Here is a 22,243-nt window from a genome sequence, read left to right as displayed (position 1 = left end):
TAAAATAAATGTTATTGTTCGATTAAATCGATGAGATGGATTGTTCCGTTATTATCTCTCGAAATAACAATTGAATAGACATCTCCTATCCGAGCCGCACTCAATTTCATGATGCGCTTATTCCGTTCATGAGAATAATCGATGATATTCTCTTCGTTCTTAAAGAAATCAGGAATAAGCTCGATATTTATGCCGATATCCGGTGTTGGGTTTTCAGAAACGTTGTTCTGTTCTGATATTACTTTTCCAAACAACTTAAAATCATAGTTGTCAATTTTTTGGACAGAATCAATCTTGATCTGAATATTCGAGGAATTAGCTGCGATGTGTGCGACATTCACCGGAGTATTCATCCTCGGTTTAGACAGCGAATCTGCTGTGTCCTTGGTGTCGCAAGATGTTTTCCCGGAAGAACAACATCCGGAAAAAATAGTAACTATGATTAAAGAAGAGATGATGAGTACTTTCATATATATAATATGGTGAGATTCAGAGATAAAATCAAGCCACATCTATTTAAAATCATTATTTGGATAATCGTGTTGAAAATCGTATCATTACTGAGGCAAATTTAAAGAATACACACTTACTGCCATATTTATCAATATTTTCGAAAGGATTTTTTAATGAAGTATATTCTGTTCATCGCGCTTTCAATAGGTATTGTTGCCTGCCAGAGTAACACGCAGAATAAAGTTGAACTGAAGACACAGCAAGACAGCGTCAGTTACAGTATAGGAATGAGCATAGGGCAAAATTTAAAATCACAATCAATCGTGGTATCCCCCACTATCGTCGCCCAGGGAATAAAAGATGTCCTCGACAGCAGCAAAAAGCTGATGACCGATGAAGAATCGCAAGCATGTATGATGGATTTTCAAAAAAGAATGATGGCAAAACAAGAGGAAACTATGAAAGCACAAGGAGAGAAAAATAAAACTGAAGGAGCGGCATTCCTTGAAGAAAATAAGAAAAAAGCAGGAGTTCAGGTAACCGCAAGCGGTTTGCAGTATAAAGTTGAAAAAATGGGAACTGGTAAAAAACCTGCCGCAACCGATACTGTTACAGTGCATTATCGCGGCACACTTATTAACGGAACAGAATTCGACAGCTCGATCAAACGCGGAGAACCAACAACATTCCCGTTAAATCAGGTAATAAAAGGTTGGACAGAAGGTGTTGGACTAATGCCGGTTGGATCGAAATTTACATTTTATATTCCATCTGAATTAGCATACGGTGAACGCGGCGCCGGAAATCTGATCGGCCCGAATTCAACTTTGGTCTTCGAAGTTGAGTTGATTTCAGCTAAAGGAAAATAAATCCAAAAAGGTGAATGATGAGAACCCGTATTCTCTTCATTGTCCTTTTATTTTTTTCTTCCTCTGCATATTTTGTCAGCAGAGAAATTTCAGGAGAAAAGAACGGACAGTCGACCGCACATAAAAATGCGGTAAAGAGTGCCGACTGGGTGAAAGAGACAATAATTTATTCAGTCTATCTTCGTTCGTTTTCTCCCGAGGGTACATTCGCAGGGCTGGAAAAGAGAATCCCGGAATTAAAGGAAATGGGCGTCAACGTTATTTGGTTGATGCCCATACATCCGATCGGGATAAAAAACCGGAAAGGAAAATTGGGAAGCCCTTATTCTATTCGGGATTATTACGATACGAATCCTGAATTCGGCTCAATGCTCGACTTTCAGAAGCTCCTAACCACTGCTCATAAAAACAAAATAAAACTTATACTCGACCTCGTAATCAATCACACATCATGGGACAGTAAATTAATTCAACAACATCCTGAATGGTTTTCAAAAAATTCACTCGGAAATATTATATCTCCGAATGACGATTGGACCGATGTTGCAGACCTCGATTATTCAAAACCCGGACTGCGAAAGTATATGCTGGATATGATGGAATGGTGGGTGAAAGATATCGGCATAGACGGATTCAGATGCGACGTTTCCGAGTTGGTACCCCTCGATTTTTGGGAAGAAGCCCGGAACAAACTGAATAAGATAAAACCGATCATGATGCTGTCTGAAGGATCACTGCCTGAACATCACTTGAACGCTTTTGATATTACTTACTCCTGGAATATTTACGATGCGCTGGAACCATTGCTGAAGAACGAACGATCGGCAAAATTCTTAGATACTCTTTTTCAAAAAGAAAAATCAGAATTCCCGATCAACTCACTTCGCCTGCGTTTCAACACTAATCACGATAAAAACGCCTGGGATGAACCCGCAATTCTAAAATTCGGTAAGGTAGGATTGAAGCTATCGGCAGTAATAATCAACACGATCCCTGGAATACCACTAATCTATAATGGCGAAGAAGTTGCTAATGATCAAAAACTTGGACTCTTTGAAAAAGTTGATATCGACTGGAACAGATCGCGAGAGATGGATACTTTATATCGCTCTCTTTTTAAATTGAGGAAAGTGCATAAGGCAATTTCGCACGGTGAATTTATAAAAGCATCAACAAGTGATGATACAAATATCTTCGCATTTCTTAGGATTGAAGGAAAAGATAAAATCTTAGTCATATTAAATTTTTCAGATGCCTTACGAACACCCAAGATAAAGCTCGCGTTCGACAAATCAATCGGTGAAGCATCCAAAATAATGTTGAAAGATTATTTTACTCACAATTCCATACAGGTTGAAAAAGGAAAGATTTTCAATCCCTCGATTCAACCATTTGGTTATCAGATTTATTTAGTGAGTGAGAAGTGAATAAATTAGAATTTGCTTGAGAATTATTATGCCCCCTGTTAATAGAATTTTTATTACCGCATTTTTTATTTCAACACTTATCATCGCAGGATGCAAGCAAAAACCATCGATCGATTACGCTTCGTACCAAAAAGAAATTACAGATTGGCAAATAAAGCGCACAGAAGGATTGAAAAAAGAAAATGGATGGCTAACCTTATGCGGATTATTCTGGCTGAATGAAGGTGAAAATAAATTCGGTACGGATTCATCCAATGTTATAATCTTTCCACCGGAAAGATCACCCGCTCATGCTGGCTCTATTTTCCTCGAGAAAGGGCAACTTCGTTTCAAATGCGCTAAAGGTGTTTCAATCATATGCGACGATTCCGCCGTCAGCGAAATGAAAATTCAATCGGACGAATCGGGTAAAGCAACACCAACAATTATGAAACTTGGTTCCCTCAATTTCCACGTAATCAAAAGAGGCGATAGATTTGGTGTTCGAGTGAAAGACAACGAAAATCCTTCACGAAAATATTTTAAAGGATTATCGTCCTTCCCGATAGAACTTAAGTGGAGACTTGAAGCGAAATTCGAACCTTACGATCCGCCCAGAATTATCCCGATAGTTAATGTTCTTAATCAGGTCAATAACGACACTTGCCCGGGAGCGATTGTTTTCGATATCGATGGCAACCAACTCCGGCTTGATGCTCTAAAAGAAGGGAAAGAATTTTTCATTATATTCCATGATGAAACCGCGGGCAAAGAGACATACGGAATGGGTCGATTCCTTTACGCTGATTTACCTGATTCCGCGAATAATGTTGTATTGGATTTCAACAAAGCATACAACCCGCCATGCGCATTCACGGAATTTGCAACGTGTCCGCTGCCGCCGAAACAAAATTATCTTCCTATTCGAATCGAAGCCGGTGAGAAAAATTATCAAGGCGGAGGTCATCATTAATTTTATTAATTTATCATTATAAAGAATTTTATGAGATCAAAATTTTTGGCATTATCGATTTTACTATCGGCATTTTCATTTCAAACTATCGGTCAAGACCTAATCAGATTTGCCGTCATCGGAGATTTCGGATGGGAAAGTAAGGAAGCCGAAGATGTTGCAAACCTTGTGAAAAGCTGGAAGCCGGATTTCGTTATCACTACAGGTGATGACAATTATGATTACGGTGAAGATTCTACTATCGATATAAATATCGGACAATATTACAGCGAGTTTATTTCTCCTTACTTCGGTAAGTTTGGTAAGGGAGATACGATAAATAGATTTTTTCCAACTTTAGGTAATCACGATTGGCGAGTAGCGGGCGCGGTTCCATACTTAAAATATTTTACTCTACCCGGCAATGAAAGATATTATGATTTCGTTAAAGGACCGGTACATTTTTTCGCGCTCGATAGTGATCAGCATGAACCTGATGGTAACACCGATACATCTAAACAAGCACAATGGTTGAACGAACGTATGAACGGTTCAACATCAGTATGGAAAATTGTTTACTTCCATCATGCACCTTATAGTTCGGGAAAAGACCACGGCAACTTCCCTCCTGCCCAGTGGCAATACAAAGAATGGGGTGCCGACGCGGTTTTAGCAGGTCATGAGCATTTGTACGAACGATTAATGATAGATAGTTTATTATATCTTGTGAATGGATCGGGCGGTCGAAGTCTTTATACATTCGCTAATCCGATTGAGGGAAGCCAGGTTAGATACTGCGATGATTACGGCGCACAATTGGTTAAAGCATCAAAAGATAGTATTACATTTCAATTCTACACACGGAATGATTCACTTGTGGACAGTTACACTTTGTACAATACAAAATTATCAGAAATTACTACGCCCGATGATAAGATGATTCCAACTGCGCCACCGGTAGATTCAACACACTCGGATCCGCTGAAGCCGAAGAATTGATTGGTGATTGGCGAGTTGCGAATCGTTAGTTGCTATCGGTTTGCTACTAAGCCGAAACCAGATGTGGTGGTTTGATGTACTTTTTTTCAGCAGGTGTTTTTATTACCCGATTCTCGAACTCTCCCCTGAACTTTTTAATAACACTTTGAACGGGCCAGGCGGCGGCATCGCCTAAGGCGCAGACGGTATTTCCTTCGATGTTGTTCGCAACATTCAAAAGAAGATCGATATCTTCTATCTGCGCTTCGCCAGCGATGAAGCGCTTTAGAATTTTTTCCATCCATCCGCATCCTTCGCGGCAAGGCGTGCATTGTCCGCACGATTCGTGATGGTAAAAATGTGTCAACCGCGCAAGAACTTTTATTACATCCGTATCTTCATCCATCACTATCACTCCGCCTGTACCGATGGACGTATCGTAAGCTTTCAAAGACTCTGCATCCATCTTAACTCCCTCAAGTTCTTCGCCTAAGATCCATTTTGTCGATGAACCGCCGGGAATAACCGCCTTAATCTTTTTACCATCTTTAACTCCGCCTGCATGTTTGAAGATGATATCTGTGAGCAATGTTCCGGTTGGTAATTCGTAAACGCCCGGTTTGTTTACATGTCCGCTTACACCGAATAAAAGTGTACCCGGATGTTTTGGTGCGCCGATTCGCGAATACCATTCCGCCCCGCGGTTTATAATGTGAGGTATGTTCGCAATCGTTTCAATATTATTGATGGTAGTCGGACATCCCCACAACCCGACCTGTGCCGGGAATGGTGGTTTAACACGCGGATAACCGCGCTCACCTTCGATAGAGTTCATCAGCGAAGATTCTTCGCCGCAAATATAAGCACCTGCACCGCGGACGATGTAAATATCTGTTGAGAATTGTGTGCCGAGAATATTTTTCCCGATATAATTTTTTGAATATGCTTCGTCTATTGATTGCTGGAGTATCTTAATCCATTTTACATACTCACCGCGAATGTAAACGTAAACGGCTGTAATTCCCATCGCGTAAGCGGCGATCAAAGATCCTTCGATAAAAAGATGCGGATTTAACTCGAATATCTGCCTGTCTTTGAATGTACCGGGTTCACCTTCATCTCCGTTAGCGCAGAGATATTTCGGTTTCGCGGATTGCTTCGGCATGAATGTCCATTTTAAACCTGTTGGGAATCCCGCACCGCCACGACCTTTCAGATTCGATTTTTTGACTTCATCGATCACGGCATCGGTCGTCATCTCTAAAGCTTTTCTGATCGCGCGGTATCCGCCGTTCTGTTCGTAAACTTCGATCCGATGGAGATTTGGAATATCCGGCAGTAATATTTTTTCTGAAAATTCCGACATATTTTATTTCAATTCTTGAAGAATCTTATCAATTTTTTCAGGCGTGAGATTTTCATGATAATCGTCGTTCACCTGCATCATTGGTGCTGTGCCGCATGAACCTAGACATTCAACTTCGGAAATGGTGAATTTCTTATCGGATGTAGTTTCACCAACTTTGATATTTAATTTATTACAAATGTATCGGGATATTTTTTCAGATCCAAGGAGTTGGCACGAAACGTTCGTGCAAACCTGAATATGATACTTCCCTACCGGTTTCTTGTTGAACATGGTATAAAATGTTGCAACACCGATGATATGGCTTTCGGGTAGATTGAGCAACAGTGCAATATCTTTCATCGCCTCTTCCGACACCCAGCCGTACTGCTCTTGCGCGATATGAAGCGCGGGAATAGTCAGCGATTTTGTATCGGGGAATTGTTTTCTTAGAGCGTCTATCTTATTTTTATTTTCCTGCGTCAACATTTTTGACTTTTTACTTTTGCATTTTGAATTATTATTTATCCGCCTCGCCCATTACCGGGTCGAGACTGCCGATAACCGCAACCACATCCGAAATTAATCCACCCTGAAGCATCATCGGTAACGATTGGATGTTACAGAATGACGGAGACCGAATTTTCAACCGCCAGGGATAACCATCTCCCTTGCTTTGTATATAAAATCCTAATTCACCTTTCGATGCCTCGATTGCATGATACACTTCGCCAATGGGAGGATTAATTCCAAAATTTATCAACATGAAATCGTGTATCAGTTCTTCCATTTTACCGTAAACTTTTTCTTTACGCGGAAGTACCTGCTTTGGCTTGTTGGCATGGATTGGACCTGCCGGCATTTTATCTAATGCCTGCCAAAGAATTTTTATACTTTCTCTCATTTCCGTTATGCGGACATAGAATCGGGCAAGCACGTCACCATCCTGATAAACAGGAACATGAAAATCTAATTTATCATACACTAAATACGGCACATCTCTTCTTAGATCATGATCAACGCCGACTGCGCGAAGCAACGGACCTGTGAGACCTATCGCAATAGAATCTTCTTTTGAAACGTAACCGATTCCTTCACAACGATCGATGAAAATTCTGTTGCGCGCTAAAACATTCTCGCACTCATCTAGCGACGCGGGTAGCTCGTCTAAAAATTTCTTAATTGCAGCGATAGCTTCACCAGAAATATCTTGCGCCATGCCGCCGACTCTCGTGAAACTCGTTGTAAACCTCACACCAGTCAGCAAATCCCAAATGTCCTGAATCTTCTCCCGCTCGCGAAATCCCCATAATAAAACTGTAACGGCACCAACATCCATCGCCATCGTTCCGATCCATACAAGATGCGATGCGAGCCGGGCAAGTTCTGCACATATAACGCGAAGATATTGAGCGCGCTGAGGCACTTCAATACCGGCGAGTTTTTCTACCGCAAGAACGTACGCAACATTGTTCGCTAACGGGGATAAATAGTCGAGACGATCTGTGTGAGGAATGAATTCGTGATAATTCATATTCTCTGCAAGCTTTTCGTAACCACGATGAAGGTATCCGAGATCGGGAACTGCAGCAACAATCGTTTCTCCGTCTAAGCGCAGTAGTAAACGAAGCACTCCGTGTGTAGCGGGATGCTGTGGACCCATATTCAATATCATCTCATTCTCAAGAGAATCGCTGAACATCACAGTTGTATGCTGGTTCTCTAATGCTTTGAGAATTTTTTGTCGCGCTTCGTGTTGATTTTGTTCGAATGACATGATCGGGAAAATTTATTTTCGTGGCAGAGGAAGTGAACCGGGAATACCCATCAGAGGAAAATCTTTTCGGAGCGGATGATATTCAAATTCTTCCGGCATATAAATTCTTCGCATATCAGGATGCCCATCGAAAACGATTCCGTACATATCATAAGTTTCGCGCTCGGCAAAATTCGCCGCAGTCCAGATCGATGATACGGTTGGAATATGAAGATCATTTTCGGGAAGATGTACTTTTAACCGCAAACGGAATTTATTTTGAATCGAGTAGAGATTGTAAATGACCTCGAATCTATCGCCGGGTAAAAACCTTTCGGCACCGCAAACATCGCGCAACGAATCGAATTTTAATTCCGGGTCATCGTGTAAAACTTGTGCGGTTTGCAATAAATACTCCCTTTTAATTATGAGAGTCAGTTCACCCCGGAACTCTTCAACCGATTCGATCGCTTCTTTAAATAATGCGTTCAGTTTATTGAGTAATTTTTCTTTCATATTTCCGTGGTGATTCTTGGATGTAAATTTTTTCAGATTGCCCCGGCTTTTGTCCCGCGGCAATTTTTTTCTGTATTTCAATCAAACCGTTTATTAAGTTATCCGGACGCGGCGGGCATCCGGCAATATAGACATCAACCGGAATGAAAAGATCAATTCCCTGCACAACCGAGTAAGAACGATACATTCCGCCCGTCGAGGTACATGCGCCCATCGCGATTACCCATTTCGGATCGGGCATTTGATCGTAAATTTTTCGCACAACATGCGACATCTTGTATGTTACCGTTCCCGCAACCAGCATGAGATCGCTTTGGCGGGGAGAAAACCGGAATGCCTCTGAACCAAAACGCGCGCAATCATAACGCGGACCGGCGAAAGACATCATTTCGATCGCGCAGCAAGAAATTCCCATCGGCATGGGCCATAGAGAATTTTTTTGCGCCCATCCAATGAATTGATCGATCTTTGTGGTGATGAATGGTTCGTCGGTCTTCACTAGTCCCATTCGAAAGCGCCTTTCTTCCAGAGATATAAAAATCCTGCCATCAAGACCGCGATGAATATTACCATCTCAACGAAGCCGAACATTCCGAGTGATCGAAAATTTACCGCCCACGGATACATGAAAACGACTTCGATATCGAACAGAATGAAAAGCATCGCCACCATATAATATTTTATTGAAATTCTCTCGCGCGCCGATTTAACCGGCTCCATGCCGCTTTCGTAGATCGATTGCTTAACTTCGTTCGGATTTTTCGGACCAAACCATTCGCTCGCTTTAGTCAGAACTATCGCGAAGCCGACACCGAAAATAATCATTATACCGATTGGAATATAATCCGCTAACATCTGAAAATTATGATGAATATTGATTGATTATTATTGAAAATGTAGGAAAAAAGCCGATGAGATGCAAACATAAAATAAACAACCACTAACCACCGACTACTAACCACTATCTACTCACTACTGACCAGCACCCAACCTTACTGCGTTCAAAATAATCCCGCACGATATCGCCACGTTAAGCGATTCAGCTTTACCGTACTTTGGAATTGTTATTAATTCATCAGAAAGATTTTTTATTGATTCAGATACTCCTCGCGCTTCATTACCTAAAACTATTATTGATCGATCAGGGAATGAAAATCGGTTTAGCACGTTTCCCGAATCGAGGACTGTGGTTATGATTTTAAATTTATGTTCTTTACTCTGCGATAACATCGAATCCAAATTTATATCTGTCAGTATAGGGAAATGAAACACCGCACCCATCGTTGCTCTGAGAACTTTAGGATTGAAGAGATCAACCGAGTTGTTACCGACCAGTGCCGCGTCCACGCCGAACCAATCGCACGTGCGCAAAATTGTGCCCGCATTTCCCGGATCGGTAATTTCATCCATTGCGACAATTACCGAACGTCGCGGCAATTGATTCCATAAATTCTTTGCGGGGAATTCCTCCATCTTCACAACCGCCACTATCCCCTGCGATGTAACCGTATCGGATAATTTTTTGAAATCTTTCTCGGAACATTCGTACATCGGTACAGCATTTCCAACTTCCCAAGTCCCGAACTTTCCAACTTCCTTAACAAACCCTTTACTGTTAATTATTATCGCTTCCACTTCCCAATCCGAGTTCAACACCTCTTCAACAAGATGAACACCTTCCACCAAAAATTTCCTGTCATTCTGGCGATATTTTCTTTGAGTAAGTTTGGAATATGATTTTAGTAAAGAGTGTGATATATTTTTATAGGTTTTCATAATGTAGCAAATATAGAAAATGCGTCAGAATAAACAAAGTTTTAAAATAATCATTCGAATGTAAGATTAATCGTCAATATCACTCCATTATTCCATTAATTCTTCTTCACTTTCTTGCTTCTCACACGGTATGTAAGTATATTTCTATCAAACATAACAGTATATATTTAAAGGAGTTTGCGGTTGGTTACAATATCTGAGAAACGTTTGAATGAAATATTCAGCGGGATGCTTGGGAAGCGGATTGCCGTGGTCGGAGATTTGATGTTAGACCGATACATCTGGGGAAATGTTTCGAGAATTTCTCCCGAAGCACCGGTGCCTATAGTTGATATGGAGCAGGAGCAAATTCGGCTTGGCGGAGCAGCAAATGTTGCCATGAATATTAAATCGCTTGGCGGCGAACCGATTCTTACAGGCGTCATCGGTGACGATAATAGCGGCAAACAATTATTGGAATTGCTGCGGGAGGGTAGCTTCAAAACCAACGGTATCGCGACAGACAGTACCCGTCCGACAACTGTGAAGACAAGAGTTATCGCGAACAATCAGCATGTGGTCCGCATCGACCGCGAACAGAAATCGGATATATCTGTTGAGATTCAGAAAATATTACTTGATCATATCCGAAATAATATAAAATCGATAGACGGTATCATTATCGAAGATTACAACAAAGGTGTAGTAGTAAAGAATTTGATCTCCGAAGTCATAGGCATCGCGAACGCGAATCAGAAAATTATTGCTGTTGATCCGAAGTTCAATAATTTTTTTGAATACAAAAATGTTACAGTGATTAAACCGAACCGTAAAGAAGCTGAAGAAGCAATGGGGATCCGGTTAAAAACAGATGAAGATATTCTGATTGCGGGTAAAACGTTGATTGAGAAACTCCATGTTAAGAATGTTTTACTAACACGAGGCGAGCATGGCATGTCGCTGTTCGAATCTGACGGAAAGATTTCTCATATGCCCACTAAGGCACTCACCGTATCTGATGTTTCGGGCGCGGGAGACACCGTTATCTCCACGTTGACTATGGCACTTGCCGGCGATTCAACAATAAAAGAAGCCGCCACTCTAGCGAACTTTGCTGGCGGAATTGTTTGTGGGTACGCAGGAATCGTTCCGATTAATCTCGACGAATTAAAAAAAACTATCTTGCGCGATAACGATCATCAATCAATGAATTCCAAATAAGCATATGGGAAAAGTTTTAAGCTTACATGAATTAATGTCGGAACGCGACTCACTGCGAAAGGAAAATAAAAAAGTCGTTTTTACAAACGGTGTATTCGATATTATTCACCGCGGACATATTGAATATCTTATCAAAGCCAAAGCGTTGGGAGATGTTCTTATCGTCGGTTTAAATTCTGATTCATCTGTTCGCAGAATTAAAGGAGATAAACGACCAATCGTTGGCGAGAATGATCGTTCTTTCGTTCTTGCAAATCTATCACCCGTCGATTACGTTTGTTTGTTTGATGAAGATACACCGCTCAATTTAATCTCTGCAATCGTCCCTGATGTTCTCGTTAAAGGTGCAGACTGGAGTGTTGATGCGATAGTTGGTAAGGATGTAGTTGAAAAAGCCGGCGGCAGAGTAATGGCAATTGAATTTATCCCGGATAGATCGACAACATCCATCATAGAAATGATATTAAAACGATTCGGATCGAAGTAAATTATTCAGATGAAGCTTTTTAAACGGATATTGAAATGGATCGGGATCTCATCGCTGATTATATTAATTATAATTGGACTTCTTGCCATTTTTACTCAAACACCATTTTTTAAGAACAGATTAAGAACAACTCTCGCATCAACAATATCGACGAATATTAACGGTACTTTACACTTAGGAACTATCGAAGGAAATTTTTTAACAGGATTCTCCATTGATTCGCTCGCCATTGATGATCAATCAGGCACTGTCCTGAGAACGGATAAAATCTCTTTACGATATCATCTTCTATCGATTTTTGAAAAGAAAATAAAAATTGAAAGTATCCGCATCGATAATCCGGTTATCCGTTTTTTCCGACCCGTGAATGGCTACTGGAATATCAGCTCATTGATTAAACCGAGCGAAGATACATCATCCACTCCGCTCACATGGACTATTCAGATCGATACAATCAGAATAAACAATTCAGTAGTACAGCTTTTAGATTCTGCCTCCCTTGTCTCACCTGACCACTGGGATATGCCGCTAGCATATTTCGAGTACCATAGTTTTTCATTGCGCGAACTCAGTTTAGTTATGAATGCAACAATCAAACAAAATTATTACGAGGTACGGATTCTACAATTAAATTGGTATTCGCCTGAGTCCGATTTCGAGTTAAAAAATTTCAGCGGCAAATTCGTCGCATCCGATAAAGGCGTTAAAGCTGAAAAGGTAAAGATAGAGACCGGAAAATCAAATTTCGGATTCACTGCCGAAATGAAAAAAATCAATCTCTTCGAAAATCTTGAACTGGCAGACCTCGAGCATGACTCCACAAAACTTGATTTCCACGCCGACAATATTTCTCTCGTAGAATTGAGGAGTTTTCTTCCCCAAGTAAATTTTTTGGATGGCTCAACATCAGCCGATCTGGTTGCCAACGGTGAATTCGGTGATTTGAATCTTTCCGAAGTTCATTTAAAAACTTTGCTCAGCGAAATAACGTTATCAGGGAATATTCGCAATCTACACAAACCGGAAGAATTATTTCTCGATGTCGAAAGTAAGAACAGCGTTATTAATCCTCCCGATGTTTCATTATTATTGGCCGGTTTACCTATCCCTAAATTCGGAGAGATGGAACCATTGGCTATTTCTTTGACTTATAGCGGCAGACCGACTAATTTCAGATCTATGGCTTCTCTCAAAAGTTCGGTTAACAGTGCAATGGTGAAGGGTAATATGAATCTCGATGCCGATCCCCCTGAATACGATTTTGATTATGAGATAAACAATATTGATCTCGGTAAACTATTTAAGATAGAGAATTTCAGAACTGCATTGAATTCCAACGGAACTATCAGCGGTAGAGGTTTCAAAGTTGAAGAACTCTCCGCCTCACTCGAAGCTTCCATAGATTCATCCGAAATCCGAAACATTCCTATAAGTAACGCTCATATATCAGTTATCGGGTCGATCAGGAACATCGACGGAAATATCACAATAAGTTCCGGAAACTCAAAAACTTTTTTACAAGGAACCATAGATTTTCCTCCAAGAAGTTTCCCAGAGTACGACGGAACCATGGAGGTATCATCGTTTAACCTCGCACCGTTCGTCGAAGACGATAATTATCAGAGCGATTTTAATTTTAAAGGGACAGTTACGGGGAAAGGAACCAACTTTGATTATCTTTCATGTAATGTCGCATTATCTCTGCTTCCATCCACATTTAGAAATCACGAATTGAGTTCAGATGAAATCTCATTTTCGTTGAATCAAAACGACACTCTTGCACGTAAGTTGATGATAAAATCACAAATCGCGGATGCGAACATCGAGGGTAATTTTCGTCTGTTAGAGTCGGGTACTGAAGTTACAGAAAATATTATTTCACTCATCGCATCGGTAAGCGAACATATTTCAACCGATACCACAAAACCGATTACCACAAAGCACTCCGGAAAAAATAAATCTATCCGCAAAAATCCACCGATAAATTTCTCTTATGATATCGATTTAAAAAATCTGGAACCAATCTCTTCGCTGATAAGCGAAACACCTTTTGACGCTCGCGGAAATATAAAAGGATTAATTAGAAGCGATGGTCAAACTCTTGCAATAACATCTCAGGGTGAATTCGAAGAATTTTTCGTAGGAACAACGAAGGGCGGTGTTCTGCTGCATCATACGAAGCTTAACGCGCAAATAGATTCGCTGCGAAAAACTAATATTTTAGAAAATGTTTCTGGTTTATTAAGTTTAGCTGTCGATTCCGGCAGGATCAATACAAAAAAAATATCAAACACCGAGATTGATTTTGATTATCAAAAAGTAAAATCTAAGATTTCTGCCAGGGCAACAATAGACTCAAGTTACAATTGCCGGCTGCAAGGTGCAATATCAGTACTGCCGAATACATATGCGATCGATTTCGACTCGGTAAAGTTAGGATACGGTAATTATGTGTGGAATAATCTCCAGGATGTTCAGCTGCGCCTCAATCTCAACGAAATTCGTATAATGCATGCGGAATTTTTCAGGGATAATCAACGGCTGTCATTCAATGGATCAGTCAATAGGAACGACAGTTTAAACTTGCAGGCAACCCTTAGCAATTTCGATCTTGCATCAATCGCTGTTTTTTCTTCCGATCAATCACTTAGACGTCCCGGGAAGGGATTTAACGGTATGTTGAATGCGGGCATAACACTATCCGGAACAATTGAATCGCCTGTCATTCATGCGAATTTAAAAACAACCGATATAACATACCGAAAATCATCTTTCGGTAAGATCGATGCTTCTATGGATTACGAAAACGAAAATGCAGTCATCGATCTATCAATAAAAAGAAATCCTTCGGCAAACACACCCGATTTAAGATTGAACGGAACATTACCTTGCAATCTCGCATTCAAAAATGTGGAAGAGAGATTTCCCGCAAAACCTCAGAGCTTAAAATTGACCGCGGAACAGTTCGATCTCGCTCTTCTAGATCCGCTACTGTACGATTTTGATGAACTCACGGGTAAAATCCGATGCGATATCGATCTGCAAGGCACTCCTCAAAAACCGGAATATAAAGGTAACATCTCATTCACCGATACAAGATTCCTTTTTAATCCGAATAACCTTCGCTATATTCTAAACAGCGATCTCGAAGCAGATTCAGATAAAATCAAACTTAAGAACTTCAAAGTTACAAATATTAAAGAGAAAGGATTTGTCGGAGCTGCTGAGGCAACCGGTTATTTCACGATAAAAAATTTCAATATCAATTATTTCGACTTCACTTTAAAAGGTGATTTTCTGTTGATGACAGATGCGACAAGAAAAATTTCACCCAACATTTACGGAATCCTATTCACTGAAACAGACAGCAGCGGAATCAATTTAAAAGGATCGCTCCAGAGACCATATTTGACGGGGAAATTATATGTTCGCGAAGCCAATCTCACATTTCCTCCAACAAAAGATCAGGAATCAATCAATCAAAATCTTACACTCCGTTACCAATCAATCGATGATACAACCAAGGTTCCAACAACTACCGTACCGGTCTCACGTTATTTTGCAGAAACCGACAGTATTGATAAAATAACAAATCGAACGGTTGAATCTCCCATATTGGATCGATTACGGTACAATTTGAACGTTGAAACACGCGGACCAACTGCGTTAACGATGATCTTCACACCGGCGACAGGTGAAGAACTTTATGCTGAGCTTGACGGCAAGGCGAGTGTAATCAATGAACAAGGGACGACTAATATCTACGGAGAAATAGATGTTTCACCCCGATCGTATTATAATTTCTTCAAGCATTTCGATGCAAAGGGGAAAATAAAATTTGTGGGCCAATGGAATAATCCTGAACTGGATATTCAAGCGACCTATGAAGCTTACAAACAACAAACAATTCAACCGACAACCGATCAGAAAACGACCGAACAACCGGTTGATCAAAAGATTATAGTCACATTAGATATTTCGGGTACGCGCCTGGAACCAAAGCCTGCTATGTCAATGAAAATTCAAAAAAGACCCGGAGAAGATCCGGTCGATTTCACCTCACATGCCAAAGGCGGAGATGTACAATCCAATGCACTCGCATTTATTATTACAGGGAAATTTAGAGATGAGCTCACATCGCGCGACCAGCAGGAGTTTACCAGTCTCGGCTCGGCGACCGGGAGTTCGGTAGCATCAAATCTTTTATCAAGTATTCTATCCGAGGTCTTGAAACGTGAATTCCCATTCATCCGCCGCGCCGACGTTACATACCGGGGTGGCAGTGTGCAAGAAGGAACAAGCATAAACGTAACTGCAACCGTTGGAAAAGGTTCACTTCGAGTTGGCGGAATGATTTTGCAGGATATCGGTAACACTAATGTAAGTTATCAGCTTAATGTCGGCGATCTCTTCAACATTCCAACAATCAGAAATCTTTATATCGAAATACAGCGCAAAGTTGAAGGCGATAATCCTGAAGATAAAAAACTCACTAACGAAGCGCGGATATTTTATCGCTTCTCATTTTGAAAAAATAATATGGATCAATTAGAAGAAATAAAAGAAAAAATAATCCGCTTCTTAACAAGATATCCGAGGGAACAATTTAAACCGCGCGTCATCGCGCATCGGCTCGCCATTAAAGAACAATCCGAACTCCGAAAATTTCAACAGGCATTGAATGAATTGTATCAGGCAAAATTGATTTTACGTGGAAATAAGAAGCGCTACGGATACGCCTCTGCACCTATTTCAAACAGATTAGCCGGTATTCTTAAAACAACACGGCAAAGGACAGGAATTGTTGAACTGCTTCCGCCGAATGAAGGAAAAGTTACCGTTGAGCAACGTTTCATGAACACCGCGCTCGATGGCGACACGGTTAGCGTTGCATTGTTCGCCCAGCATGGAAAATCAAAAAAAACGGATCAGTTAATGGAAGGCGAAATTGTCGCTATAATCGAGCGAACAAGTAAACCGATTGTCGGTATATTCCAAAAAGGTAAAAATTTTAATTATGTTGTTCCTGATAATTCAAAAATCGGCAGAGATATTTATATACCGCAAGGTAAAACGCATGGCGCCAGGCCCGGGAATAAAGTTGTTGCCCAAATTGAATCATGGGAATCGCGAAACCTCAATCCTGAAGGAAGTGTGCTGGAGGTACTTGGTAAATCGGGTGAGTTGCGTGCAGAGATGTCTGGAATCGCACGTGAATTTCGGTTGCCTCTAAAATTTCCACCCGAAATTCTCTCCGAATCAGAAAATATATCCGAAACGATACCAAAATCAGAAATTGCGCGACGGCTCGATTTACGAAAATCTATTTGTTTTACGATCGATCCCGAGGACGCGAAAGATTTTGATGATGCTGTCTCTTTAGAAAAATTACCCGATGGCAATTTCAAACTTGGGGTTCATATCGCCGATGTCAGTCACTATGTTACGGAAGGTTCGCTCCTCGATCGCGAGGCGCTGAATCGCGGAACAAGTGTATACCTTGCGGACGAAGTTATACCGATGCTGCCGGAAAAACTCTCAAACAATTTATGCAGTTTGAGACCGAAAGTTGATCGGTTGACATATTCAGTTTTCATGATAATTTCCACGAAATATGTCATCAAAGAATACCAAATTGTCAAGAGCATTATCCACAGCAAAAGACGATTCACTTATGAAGAAGTTCAAAAAATAATCGAAACAGGCAGCGGTGATTTCGCATCGATAATTTCTGAAATGCACAAGCTGAGCCAGGCATTGTTGAAGAAAAGAATGAAAGAAGGAAGCATCGATTTCGAATCGGTTGAAACAAAATTCCGTTTCGATGAAAATGGCAAACCATCTGAGATTTTGAAAAAAGAACGGTTAGATGCTCACCGACTGGTTGAAGAATTTATGCTCCTTGCAAATCAATCTGTTGCAAAGCATATCGGATTAAATAAAAAGGTTGAAAATATCCGCCCGTTTGTCTACCGTGTTCACGATATTCCACCGCCGGATAAACTTGCCGATCTTGCTTCGTTCGTAGAGCACCTCGGTTATTCCCTTAACATCGCAGGCGGAGTGACAAGCAAAGCACTTCAAAAGCTTTTAAAAGATGTTAAAGGAACAGAGGAAGAAAATGTCATCAACGAGGTTGCAATCCGTTCAATGGCAAAAGCGATCTATACCGATAAAAATTTGGGACACTTCGGGTTAGGATTTAAGTATTACACTCACTTTACTTCCCCGATCCGGCGTTACCCCGATCTGATTGTCCATCGACTTCTGCACGAATATGAGAACAAAATGCCGCATAAACGCCGAGAAGAATTGATTTCTCTCCTTCCGGAAATATGCGATCAATCTTCCGAGATGGAAAGAGTGGCGATGGAAGCTGAACGCGCGTCGGTTAAAGTTATGCAGGTTGAATATATGAAACGTCATGTCGGCGATACATTTCATGCGATTATATCAGGGGTAACAAACTTCGGACTCTTTGTTGAAATTACCGACCTTCTCGTTGAGGGTTTGATTCATGTACGAGACATGGAAGGTGATTATTATGTGTACAACGAAAAACAATATTCACTCACAGGGCGCAAATCTAAGAAGCGTTACCGTCTGGGAGATAAAATCGAGATACAGGTAGTGCGGGTTGACACCGAAGAGAGAGAAATTGATTTTTCACTTGTCGAATAATTTATTTTTAACGATCCTATTCACATCAAATCAATTCATTAAAGGATATTATTTTGGAACTCATTAACAGTTTAATCGATTTTATTCTCCATATAGATGTACATCTGAATCAACTTATTTTATTATATGGGAATTGGACATACGCGATATTATTCTTAATAATATTTTGTGAAACGGGTCTTGTTGTAACTCCTTTTTTACCCGGTGATTCACTATTATTTGCCGCCGGTACATTTGCGGCAGCAGGTGCATTGAATCCGCTCTGGCTTTTCGTGTTGCTTTCGATTGCCGCCTTCCTCGGAGATACCGTAAACTATTGGATTGGAGCAGTTGTGGGTCCGAAAATATTCCACAAAGAGAATGTCCGCTTTTTGAATAAAGAATATCTGAACCGGACACACAAATTTTATGAGAAACACGGAGGAAAGACTATAATTTTCGCGCGGTTCATTCCGATTATTCGTACATTCGCACCTTTCGTTGCCGGCATCGGAAAAATGACTTACATCCACTTCATCAGCTATAACATTATCGGTGGAATTGTGTGGGTAGCAAGTTTTGTTTTTGCCGGTTATTACTTCGCGAACATCCCTGCAGTAAAAAACAATTTCACATTAGTAATCTTCGCAATCATCGTTATCTCAACCATCCCCCCAGTAGTCGAATTTCTAAGACATAAACTCAAAAAAAAATAATCCCACAATCACTCTTTAGAAATTAATGTTTCGGGCATAGTGCAATTATGCCTATAAATTTATTTCTTCCCCCATTCAACTGTGGCAATCGTGTGAACTCCGCCGCGGACTTTATAATCTGCAATCACCCTCATCCATTTCGGTTTACAACATCTAACTAAGTCCTTCAAAATTCTATTCACGACATGTTCCTGATACATTCCAACATTTCGGAAGGAAAGCAGATAATATTTGAATGACCGTAATTCAATAATTTCTTTTTTAGGGATATAATCAATTTTTATATTCGCGAAATCGGGTAAACCGGAATATGGACATACCGCGGTAAATTCATCTGTGTCGATATTGACAAGTATATCTTTGCCCGGGTATTCATAACGAATGGTTTCGAGTGATTTCACATCGATAGATTCATCCTTATCCACATCATACCGCCGGTCTAGACCTTTTAACATTTTTCCCTTTTTCATGCTAATTACTCCATTTCATAATAATTTTTCCTTCTGAAGGAACTGAAAATAATGCGTATTTCCAAATATTTATAAGGATTTTGGGGAATATCAGCGGAACACGTGATAAAATTTGAATAAGGGTTGACATTCCTCAAACATTTCTATATATTTTGCCAGTTTAGGTTGTCTATATGAAAGGGTTTTAGTGAGCGATTTCAACGATAATATACCGAAGGATTTAGAGGAGAGGATTTTAAAGGCGAAAGCCGATTCCTTCACAGAAGCATCAAAACGTCTCGATGATGAGATCACAGAGAGAGCCAAAGATGTTTTTAACATTCGCAAAACACGTGAAGATCAAGATTATAAAATTAAACTTCAGAAAGTCATCTCCGCGCGTGATGCTGAAGAGAATAAAATCAACACTTTGGCAAACGAATATTTTGCCAAGCTCCAGAAAGAACTCCGCAACAAAATTGAAATTCGAATAAATCGTGAAGAAGAAGAGCGACGAAGAATTGAAGATGAAGAACGTAAACGTCAAGCGCTAATTCAAAAACAATTAGAAGAAGAGGCGCAGCGGGAGAAAGAACTCCTAGAGCACCAGCGCGCAGAGGAAGAACGATTGCGTTTAGAGGAAGAAACCAGAATCCGCAATGAAGAAAAACAGCGGCGCGAGTTGGAAGACCAGAAACGGCTTGAAGAAGAAAATCGACAACGCGAGTTTCTCGCGAAACAGAGAGAGGAAGAGAAGAGATTAAAAGATGCCGAGAAAAACTCGCGTGTTCGTACTTTGATCGCAAACGCGAACGAATACCTTGCGGCAGGGGATTCGGAACTTGCCCTTGTTGAAGTAGCAAAAGCGCTGGTGAACGATCCAACCAATCCTGAAGCCCTGGAATTGGAAGCGAAAATCAGAGGGTCCAGACGTGATGAAACCGCAATTGCCCCCGAAGTCATTGAAGAAAAACAAAAGCGTGTGGGACGCGAACGTAAAATTTCGGAACCAGCCAAACCGGTATTAAAAAAACGCAACCCGATTAAATTCATCGCGGGCATTCTGGCAATACTCGCCCTGGTAACGATTCTTGTATTGATCCAGATGAAGAAATATGTTTTTACATTGCCTGTCCGGGTTGGAGTTATGCCATGGGTGAATGAATCTAATACACTTGAAGAAAATGTTTTAGGAACTGCCCTGGCTGAAGAAGTCACGGATAAATTTGCTTCTTACTCCGCTGCACCCGTCATGAATTTTTCATCTGCATATCAGATCGTGCAAAAAACCTCTTTACCCGATCGAGAAGTCTATCGACTCGGTTTCACTTATCTCTTGAAAGGAAATATCCGCAGAACCGGTTCGAATTTTTTACTTGAGCTTCAATTGTCTGATTCGCTCGGAAAACTGATTTGGTCTACTAAACTTCCCGCACCTTCGGTTGATTTGGCTCTGTTGCCCGGTGAAATTACCAAACAATTAAGTGAGGTTTTAAAACTTTCTGTTCAAACAGATAATAATTATTTAAAACTCTCGGTTTCGAGTAAGAATGCAGATTCCTATTTATTTTATTTACGCTGTCGTGAATTGCTTCATCGAAAAACTCCCGAAAGCTTAAAAAACGCTTACGAACTTATACTTCAAGCTATTCAGAGTGATCCGAAATTTGCCGAAGGGTTGGCGCTTGCTGCTGATATTTTAGTCTCTCAACTTGAAATTGGTGCTATTTCAGGTGATACGATAATTTATACTGCGAAAAATCTTGCTGATGCAGCAATCCGAACTAATCCAGCATTGGATAAAGGATATATTTCACTCGGTAAAGTTCTTGCATTCGATAAAAATTATAACCGGGCTCTTATATATTTTGATACTGCGTTGGTATTATCACCGCACAACAGCGTAGCATGGTCTGAAAAAGGTAAACTACTTTTCAAGGTAGGTAAAACTCAAGAAGGACTCGATGCCTTTAACCGCGCTTATCAAACAGATGCCTGCAATCCTGAGTTATTGGAAACATACGCGAATGCATATCAATTACTCGGCAAAACCGGTTCGAGTATGTTTTATCATGAACGCGCAATTCGATTTTCTCCTGATTCTTTGGCATATATCGCCGGACCGGCCTCGGATGCGATACTTGTTGATCCGGATCTGCGCCTTTCGCAGAGCCAGCGCGTCCTTGCAGCATGTGATAAAATAATTCTGATGAATCAAGACGACTATCATACATTATATAATTATTCACGCTTAAAGCAGATAATGGGTCATCTTGATTCTGACAAATATTTAAAAAAGCTCGAAATATTATTGCAAGACCATATTCGGAAATCACCCAATGATGCTCGCCCTGTAGCATACTTGGCATTGGCAGAAACCCGATTAGGTAAATTTCCCGAAGCGGTAGCCATTGCCGACCGAGCAATGGCATTAAGTCCGGACAATGCAGAAGTGAGATATAAAATCGCCCAGATGTATTCTCTACAGATGTATTTTCAGAAAGAAAAGAAGTACGATGAGAAGAAGAAAAATCAGGCAGCCCGCTTCTTGCGCGAAGCAATAGCTTTGAATTATAAATTTAATGAATTAGTCAATGCCGATTTCTTCAATATGTTGGAGAAACCGGATTATAAAACGGCAATTCAGGAACGGTCAAGATAAAATATTAACATAAGATTT

At 40.6% G+C, this 22,243-nt stretch carries 19 protein-coding genes; 10 read left to right on the top strand and 9 right to left on the bottom strand.

All coding sequences use genetic code 11. The features are described from left to right. Positions 1–11: 11 nt before the first annotated feature. Positions 12–470 carry a hypothetical protein gene (locus HZB59_12295; GenBank protein ID MBI5022208.1) on the bottom strand — a complete coding sequence of 153 codons (459 nt, stop codon included), beginning with the start codon at positions 468–470 and terminating at the stop codon, positions 12–14. Positions 471–626: 156 nt separating this feature from the next. Between HZB59_12295 and HZB59_12290 the strand changes: the two genes are divergently transcribed. From HZB59_12290 to HZB59_12275, 4 genes are read left to right on the top strand one after another with little or no spacing between them, the layout of a single operon-like run. After that, a complete protein-coding gene (locus HZB59_12290) occupies positions 627–1,322 on the top strand; it encodes an FKBP-type peptidyl-prolyl cis-trans isomerase (GenBank protein MBI5022207.1) in 696 nt (231 codons plus the stop codon). Positions 1,323–1,336: 14 nt separating this feature from the next. Continuing rightward, positions 1,337–2,749, top strand: a complete 1,413-nt coding sequence (locus HZB59_12285) for an alpha-amylase (protein ID MBI5022206.1) — start codon at positions 1,337–1,339, stop codon at positions 2,747–2,749. Between the two features lie 28 nt (positions 2,750–2,777). Continuing rightward, positions 2,778–3,701 (top strand): DUF1684 domain-containing protein, encoded by a 924-nt coding sequence (locus tag HZB59_12280; GenBank protein MBI5022205.1) that lies wholly within the window; start codon positions 2,778–2,780, stop codon positions 3,699–3,701. Positions 3,702–3,731: 30 nt separating this feature from the next. Then, entirely contained in the window at positions 3,732–4,679 is a 948-nt protein-coding gene (locus HZB59_12275; GenBank protein ID MBI5022204.1) for a metallophosphoesterase, read from the top strand. Between the two features lie 46 nt (positions 4,680–4,725). On the opposite strand, the gene nuoF is transcribed toward HZB59_12275, so the two are convergent. The 7 genes from nuoF to HZB59_12240 all read right to left on the bottom strand — a co-directional run bounded on the left by nuoF (position 4,726) and on the right by HZB59_12240 (position 10,051). Next, positions 4,726–6,024, bottom strand: coding sequence for an NADH-quinone oxidoreductase subunit NuoF (gene nuoF, locus HZB59_12270; GenBank protein MBI5022203.1), 1,299 nt, complete (start codon positions 6,022–6,024; stop codon positions 4,726–4,728). Between the two features lie 3 nt (positions 6,025–6,027). Continuing rightward, positions 6,028–6,492: an NADH-quinone oxidoreductase subunit NuoE gene (gene nuoE, locus HZB59_12265; GenBank protein ID MBI5022202.1), complete on the bottom strand. Its 465-nt coding sequence runs from the start codon at positions 6,490–6,492 to the stop codon at positions 6,028–6,030. A gap of 31 nt (positions 6,493–6,523) precedes the next feature. After that, complete coding sequence (gene nuoD, locus HZB59_12260; protein ID MBI5022201.1) at positions 6,524–7,780, bottom strand: NADH dehydrogenase (quinone) subunit D; 1,257 nt, start codon at positions 7,778–7,780, stop codon at positions 6,524–6,526. A gap of 12 nt (positions 7,781–7,792) precedes the next feature. Further along, on the bottom strand, positions 7,793–8,275 hold the full coding sequence (locus HZB59_12255) for an NADH-quinone oxidoreductase subunit C (GenBank protein MBI5022200.1): 483 nt from the start codon (positions 8,273–8,275) through the stop codon (positions 7,793–7,795). Then, positions 8,253–8,783, bottom strand: a complete 531-nt coding sequence (locus HZB59_12250) for an NADH-quinone oxidoreductase subunit B (protein ID MBI5022199.1) — start codon at positions 8,781–8,783, stop codon at positions 8,253–8,255. Before HZB59_12250 ends, HZB59_12255 begins: the two co-directional genes overlap by 23 nt. Further along, positions 8,774–9,130, bottom strand: a complete 357-nt coding sequence (ndhC, locus tag HZB59_12245; protein ID MBI5022198.1) for an NADH-quinone oxidoreductase subunit A — start codon at positions 9,128–9,130, stop codon at positions 8,774–8,776. The genes HZB59_12250 and ndhC overlap by 10 nt, the downstream gene beginning before the upstream one ends. Positions 9,131–9,247: 117 nt before the next feature. Beyond that, positions 9,248–10,051 carry an RNA methyltransferase gene (locus HZB59_12240; protein ID MBI5022197.1) on the bottom strand — a complete coding sequence of 268 codons (804 nt, stop codon included), beginning with the start codon at positions 10,049–10,051 and terminating at the stop codon, positions 9,248–9,250. A gap of 228 nt (positions 10,052–10,279) precedes the next feature. On the opposite strand from HZB59_12240, the gene rfaE1 reads away from it, so the two are divergent. From rfaE1 to HZB59_12215, 5 genes are read left to right on the top strand one after another with little or no spacing between them, the layout of a single operon-like run. Beyond that, positions 10,280–11,251, top strand: coding sequence for a D-glycero-beta-D-manno-heptose-7-phosphate kinase (rfaE1, locus tag HZB59_12235; protein ID MBI5022196.1), 972 nt, complete (start codon positions 10,280–10,282; stop codon positions 11,249–11,251). Between the two features lie 4 nt (positions 11,252–11,255). Next, complete coding sequence (rfaE2, locus tag HZB59_12230) at positions 11,256–11,738, top strand: D-glycero-beta-D-manno-heptose 1-phosphate adenylyltransferase (protein MBI5022195.1); 483 nt, start codon at positions 11,256–11,258, stop codon at positions 11,736–11,738. Positions 11,739–11,747: 9 nt separating this feature from the next. Further along, a complete protein-coding gene (locus HZB59_12225) occupies positions 11,748–16,268 on the top strand; it encodes an AsmA family protein (GenBank protein MBI5022194.1) in 4,521 nt (1,506 codons plus the stop codon). A 9-nt stretch (positions 16,269–16,277) separates the two neighbouring features. Continuing rightward, on the top strand, positions 16,278–18,419 hold the full coding sequence (gene rnr / locus HZB59_12220) for a ribonuclease R (GenBank protein ID MBI5022193.1): 2,142 nt from the start codon (positions 16,278–16,280) through the stop codon (positions 18,417–18,419). A 53-nt stretch (positions 18,420–18,472) separates the two neighbouring features. Then, the gene (locus HZB59_12215) at positions 18,473–19,114 is read left to right on the top strand and encodes a DedA family protein (GenBank protein MBI5022192.1); all 642 of its coding nucleotides are present in this window, start codon (positions 18,473–18,475) and stop codon (positions 19,112–19,114) included. Between the two features lie 59 nt (positions 19,115–19,173). On the opposite strand, the gene queF is transcribed toward HZB59_12215, so the two are convergent. Continuing rightward, entirely contained in the window at positions 19,174–19,569 is a 396-nt protein-coding gene (gene queF, locus HZB59_12210) for an NADPH-dependent 7-cyano-7-deazaguanine reductase QueF (protein ID MBI5022191.1), read from the bottom strand. Positions 19,570–19,771: 202 nt separating this feature from the next. Between queF and HZB59_12205 the strand changes: the two genes are divergently transcribed. Continuing rightward, the gene (locus HZB59_12205) at positions 19,772–22,225 is read left to right on the top strand and encodes a hypothetical protein (GenBank protein ID MBI5022190.1); all 2,454 of its coding nucleotides are present in this window, start codon (positions 19,772–19,774) and stop codon (positions 22,223–22,225) included. The last annotated feature ends 18 nt before the right edge of the window (positions 22,226–22,243 follow it).

The sequence above is a fragment of the Ignavibacteriales bacterium genome (assembly GCA_016214905.1).
Classification (GTDB): Bacteria; Bacteroidota; Ignavibacteria; order UBA10030; family SZUA-254; genus PNNN01.
The sequence above is the reverse complement of the archived record's forward strand: the minus strand, read 5'-3'. Positions and strand labels throughout refer to the sequence as shown.